Origin of the sequence: Coprococcus sp. ART55/1, assembly GCF_000210595.1 — a bacterium.
In the GTDB taxonomy this organism is placed as follows: Bacteria; Bacillota; Clostridia; order Lachnospirales; family Lachnospiraceae; genus Coprococcus; species Coprococcus aceti.
Map to the genome: position 1 here is coordinate 539,998 of NC_021018.1, position 5,864 is coordinate 545,861.

General features: G+C 46.7%; 4 protein-coding genes and 1 pseudogene. 1 reads left to right on the top strand and 4 read right to left on the bottom strand.

Going from position 1 to position 5,864, the window contains the following annotated elements:
- A partial coding sequence (locus CCU_RS02635) for a sodium-dependent transporter (protein WP_208895921.1) occupies positions 1-1,165 on the top strand: 1,165 nt, incomplete at its 5' end.
- Between the two features lie 128 nt (positions 1,166-1,293).
- On the opposite strand, the gene CCU_RS02640 is transcribed toward CCU_RS02635, so the two are convergent.
- From CCU_RS02640 to CCU_RS14400, 4 genes and pseudogenes are all read right to left on the bottom strand, one after another.
- Entirely contained in the window at positions 1,294-3,312 is a 2,019-nt protein-coding gene (locus CCU_RS02640; RefSeq protein WP_015533462.1) for a hybrid sensor histidine kinase/response regulator, read from the bottom strand.
- A gap of 92 nt (positions 3,313-3,404) precedes the next feature.
- Positions 3,405-3,701 (bottom strand): hypothetical protein, encoded by a 297-nt coding sequence (locus CCU_RS02645; RefSeq protein WP_015533463.1) that lies wholly within the window; start codon positions 3,699-3,701, stop codon positions 3,405-3,407.
- Positions 3,664-4,723: pseudogene (locus CCU_RS02650) on the bottom strand (lysylphosphatidylglycerol synthase transmembrane domain-containing protein). The gene CCU_RS02645 and the pseudogene CCU_RS02650 overlap by 38 nt, the downstream one beginning before the upstream one ends.
- A 161-nt stretch (positions 4,724-4,884) precedes the next feature.
- On the bottom strand, positions 4,885-5,514 hold the full coding sequence (locus CCU_RS14400; RefSeq protein ID WP_330369799.1) for an RNA polymerase sigma factor: 630 nt from the start codon (positions 5,512-5,514) through the stop codon (positions 4,885-4,887).
- Positions 5,515-5,864: the final 350 nt, after the last annotated feature.

Genomic DNA, 5,864 nt, shown 5'->3' on the forward strand with positions numbered 1-5,864 from the left:
CGGATTCACCGGAGTTATCGGAGAGATGAGCTTCGGACGAGCCACAAGATCCGGTCCAATCGATGCATTTGGAATCGCCATGGAGAAAAAGGGCAAGCGAAAGCTCGGTGAACTGCTGGGCGGCATACCTGTGCTCGGCGCACTGGCAATGGCCATCGGATACACGGTCGTCATGGGCTGGATACTGAAATACATGATCGGAGCTTTCACCGGAAGCACACTGTCACCGGAGGATATAGACGGCTTTTCTTCAAGCTTCGGCGGAATGGCATCTTCATTTGGCAACAATGCATGGCAGATCATTGCACTTGCCATCGGAATCACCATCCTTATGTTCGGCGTGGGCAACGGTATTGAGAAGGCCAACAAGGTCCTGATGCCGGCGTTCTTCGTATTGTTCATCATCCTGGCCATATATGCGGCATGCCAGCCGGGAGCTATAGAGGGATACAAATACATCTTCCGCATAGAGCCAAAGGTACTTGCAGATCCAAAGACATGGATATTTGCGCTGGGACAGGCATTCTTCTCACTCTCAGTTGCGGGAAACGGAACTCTGATATACGGCTCATATCTGCCAGACGATGAGGATATACCGGGGGCTGCCGGACGTGTTGCACTTTTCGATACGATTGCTGCCATGCTTGCCGCACTGGTAATCATACCTGCCATGGCAACTGCCGGAGCACAGCTCAACCAGGGCGGCCCGGGATTGCTGTTCATCTATCTGCCATGCCTGTTCAAGTCCATGCCTGGCGGTTATATTGTTGCCATACTCTTCTTTGTGGCTGTGTTCATGGCGGGACTGTCATCACTAATCAATCTGTACGAAGCACCAATCGCAACGGTGCAGGAGAAGCTTGGAGTTGGCAGAAAACCTGCATGTGCCATCATCGGTGTCATAGCAGTTGTGGTATCCATCTGTATACAGGGTATCGTATCTGACTGGATGGATGTACTGTCCATCTACATCTGCCCACTTGGCGCAGGACTTGCCGGAATCATGTTCTTCTGGGTATGTGGCAAGAAATATGTTGAGACACAGGTCAACACCGGAAGGGAAAAGAAGTTCACAGAGAAGTTCGTGCCTATATGCAAATACATCTACTGTCCTGTATGTCTCCTTGTATTGATACTTGGTATCCTTCTCGGAGGCATCGGCTAGACAGACATTTCAATATAATTAATAAAAAGCAGTCTGACGGATCATCACCATGTATAACACTGGCGATGTCCGCAGACTGCTTTTTACTTACTGTATCATTATCTCTTTAATCGTGTATCTTATTGTGTTTAATGTCTGTATCCCGCAATTATATGTAATGCCTTATCCTCATCAAGTGGCTTTGCTATGTGCTCATTCATGCCCGCCGCCTTGCACTTCTTCACATCCTCTGCGAATACATTTGCAGTCATGGCAATGATCGGAATGGTTCCGGCATCCTCAAGGTCTGAGCTTCTTATCTGCCTGGTGGCCTCAAGGCCATCCATCTCCGGCATCATCACATCCATGAGTATCACATCGAAGCTTCCAGCCGGATGTGATCTGTATATCTCAACAGCCTCACGGCCATTTGCCGCAGTTGTGGCAACAGCACCAGCCGTCTCCACCATAAATGTTGCTATCTCCATGTTGAGCGAATTGTCCTCAACCAGCAGTATCTTCATTCCATCAAGTCTGACTGCCTCGTGATCCTCTGGCTTCTCCGGCTCAACGACATCTGTACAGATCTCAAATGGTATCTTCATGGTAAATGTAGAACCCACACCCGGCTTACTATCAACCTCTATGCTTCCACCCATGAGGTCGAGAAGCTCCTTGGTAATAGCCATGCCAAGACCTGTTCCCTGATACTTTGTTCCCGCATCAGTGTGCTCCCTTGAAAATGGCTCAAACAGGTGGCTGATGAACTCCTGGCTCATTCCAACTCCTGTGTCAGCTATCCTGAACACATAATTGGAATGCCTGCCGTCTACAGGGATCTCGTCCATCCACGCCTCTACCGTTCCGCCCGGCTTGTTGTACTTGATGGCATTTGTCAGTATATTGAGAGAGATCCGCTGAAGATGAAGCGGACTGCCTATAACCATGTTGTGCTTTATATTGAAATGAGCACCCTTAAGCTTCACATCGTTCTCCTGTGCCATGACCAGGATTGGATCATATCCACTTCTCAAAACCTTTATTATGTCAAACGGTTCACTGGTGAGCTCCGTTCTTCCGCTCTCAAGTCTGCTCATATCAAGCACATCGTTGATGAGCAGTTCAAGCTGTTTTCCAGCATCATCTATCTTGGACAGCGCATCCATCACTCTGTCCCTGTCATCTATGCACTGTTCGGCAATTCGTGACATTCCAAGGATTCCGTTGATAGGTGTTCTTATGTCGTGTGACATGCGTGAAAGAAATTCCGTCTTCGCTGTATTTGCACGCTTGGCCTCTTCGTAAGCTTCGGCAAGCAGCTTCTGGGCACGGATCTCCTCCTTCTTCTCCTCGTCGATCTCCTGAACACCTATGAGTATACGGGTGAGTTCACTCTCCTCATCCGTCCTGACTGGAATCGCCGTTATACGGCACCAGCCATATAAAGTGTCCCGGAAATCCTTACTGACGCTCTTCTCCGTCCTGAGTTTCTCCGCCAGCCTGTCCAGATTGTAGAATCTGCGCATCTGCTCACGATCCTCTTCAACCACACAGTCATTTATCACATTTTCTATTGTCTTTCCTGCTTCGTAATCCGCATTCTGTGCCGGCTTTCTGAAGGTATCACCTTCCTTGATAACCCGCACCTTACCGGTCTGAAGATTGAATATCCACACAATAAAATATATGCTGCTAACAGCCTCGATAACCGAATCCTGCTCCCGGAGTTCCTCCTTGTGAGCCTGTTCCGCATTGCGCACAGCGGTTATATCCTGATGGTAGCCTCTGACTTTGATGCCATCGGTAAAACTCCTGTCCCGAACACCGCCACATCTTATGTGCAACAGTCCTCTGGTTGGATGCATCCAGGTATATATAACCTCAGCCTTGCCGTCGCGTCTTATGGTCTCCATGTATTCAGCGGTGGCCTGCTGTGACTCCTCAGTAATGCCTGCTATCCACTTTACATATCTATCTTCAGGCGACAGATCATCAGTCGTTCCAAGAAGAGCGTTCATCTTCTTGTTCGCATACAGCATGGATCTGCCGTCGTTCATGAGCACCATGGTCCACATACCAATACCGGCCCCGGCCAGGGTCTCTTCTATCTCACTCTGTACCTTTTTCTCCTGTTCCTCAGCGCTCTGATTAGCTTCATTTTCCGTCATTATATCAATCCTTTTTCCATATACTTTTCTATAAATATTTGTACCATATAACGACAGATTTTACCAGTTAAGTAACTCAACTATTATAAAGATTATTCATCATCTTCATCCAGTCCGAAGCCTTCCTCCAGAAAACGGTTCCACTCGGCATTGTTGCTCTCAAGCTGCTTCTTCTGCATGATACGGTTCCGGTCTGCGAGAATGGACAACATCTCATCCACAATCTCCTCAAGAGGCAGCTCCTGATAATGCGACAGATAGCCCATCATCCTGCCCGCCGTAAAATCCGTATTCAGATTCTTTGATATGAGATCACAGAACTCCTCGGGATATCCCCGGTCAAGCATCATCTCATAGAGCTCCATGCTCATCTCTGATCTTGGTTTCATCAGTCTTTCTCCCAATCACAAAATTTGCCACAATCGTAAATACCGCACTGATTATCAGCTCCGTGTAATATCCCAGACCTCTGCTGAGTATCATACCCGGCAGCAACAATTTGCTTCCAAATATCGGCAAAAACATCTCCATGAACAGCTTCTCACTGATTCCCATACCACCTGGAAGTGGAAGCATATCGACCGCAACAGCTATAGCTCCCTGCATCAGTATGATAAGTCCTGCAGATGCCCCCGCAAGTCCGAATGCCTTGTACACAAACCATGTCGCTGCAAATAGTGAGAATCTTTGCACAACTGTTATAATGAACACTACCACCAGCATCCCGAAATGTCCCATCATATAATCCGCAGTCTGGTTGTATTTCTCCATCGATGCTGCAAGCTTTTCCTCACGGGACTTCTTGTGTCTCAGGAATCTCATCTTCTCAAGAAGTCTGCTGCCCTTCACAACAAATGCCTTGGCAAGTGACGGATGGAATGCGAACAGCACCATACCTGCCACACACACCACGTTCAGCACAAGTCCCAGATAGAACACCCACTGCACATCATCTATATAAGTATGTATAAACTTCTGTCCAAATATAGCGATTCCAAGTCCCAGAAGCACCAGTACCAGCTTGTACGTGATCGTCACTATGAGCAGTACCTGTGTGGACACCGGGATCGGTATCTTCTTTTTCTTTCATATAATATATCTGCGCCGGCTGTCCGCCTGATGCAGATGGTGTAATACAGCTAAAGAAGAATCCAACCGACGAGAACAGGAAACAGGTTCCCCTGCCTACCTTCACTCCAAGATTTCGCATCATATAATGAATGATAATTGATTCTCCCCATATAAATACCACAACACATACCACTCCCGGTATGAGCCACCAAGGATTCACCGTCTGAAGTATATCAGATATCTGTCCTATATCCTCGCCGTGAAACACTCCGTATATCGTTCCGGCAAATATGAGAACCAGGAACAATACGTTGAACACCATCTTTTTCTTATTTCCCATTTAGCTTACTATCCTTTTCATAACTGGGGCAATACCCCTTTAAATACAGCGTGAACGTCATGCACAATGCTAGTATATCATGGATCATTCAATTAAATGGCAAAAAAGGGTGGTTTTTACTTTAATTATTTGTAATGTGAGTTTTATGTGGCATACACATTCTATTTTTCACTGTTCAGGATCGGCAGATTCTGGTTCTCCTCCCAGAGAGTGGCAACCTCGGTTCCATCCTTGTGACAATACACAATCTTATTTATAACTCTTGGCTCATCATCGCCATAGTATATATCTGAACTGCCTGTATCCTTATGTTCTGTCTGAGGGACAGCCACGCCCTCTCTATATCCTCCAAAGCTCTGATACGCCTCACTTGACATCCACGACCTTGCATTTCCAAATATATCAAGTGATGTCAGCCCCTGCTCCCCGAGATAAAATTTGAATACACCGCTATCCTCAACCGACTCAGATATGAGATCATACTCCGCAGCCCCCATAAGTGCAGCCTGTGACTCTGACCGGTTATTTACCGCGTCAACGTCCACCTGCTCCCGGTTCTGTTTGCCCGCATATGTAAAGTATGTATTCTTGGCTATCTGACAGAGCCAGACCTTTATATCACAGTCTCCTTTGAACCGATCCACAGCTTTTATCGCTTTAACAAATGTCTCCTGTGTTATGTCTTCGGCTATGTGGGGATTCTTAGACAGTGCCAGCACAAAACGATATACGTCTTTGTAGTACTTTTCGTATATTTCATCTATTCCATTTTTTTCTTTTCCTGACGCCAAGTTTTTACCTCCCTTCACATATAAGACCAGTATAATTGAAAAACGTTACAAAAGGAGCAGACGCATGTAAGGCGCTTCGCGCGGCGTCTGCGTACTTCACAAGGAATCCTCCCACTTACGTGGGTCCCTCCTTATGAAAATAAAATGCTGTGAATTTCGAAAATTCTTCACAGCATTTTTCATCATTTATATTTTGTCAGATTTTCTTCTCTTTGACTAGAAGCTGTGGCCTCCACCGCCACCGCCGACGCCTCCGAATCCACCGCCGCCGATTCCGCCATGACCGCCGGATCCAGATCTTGTACTTCTCGTTTCACTGATCATATCATATTTCTGATTCATGTTATATG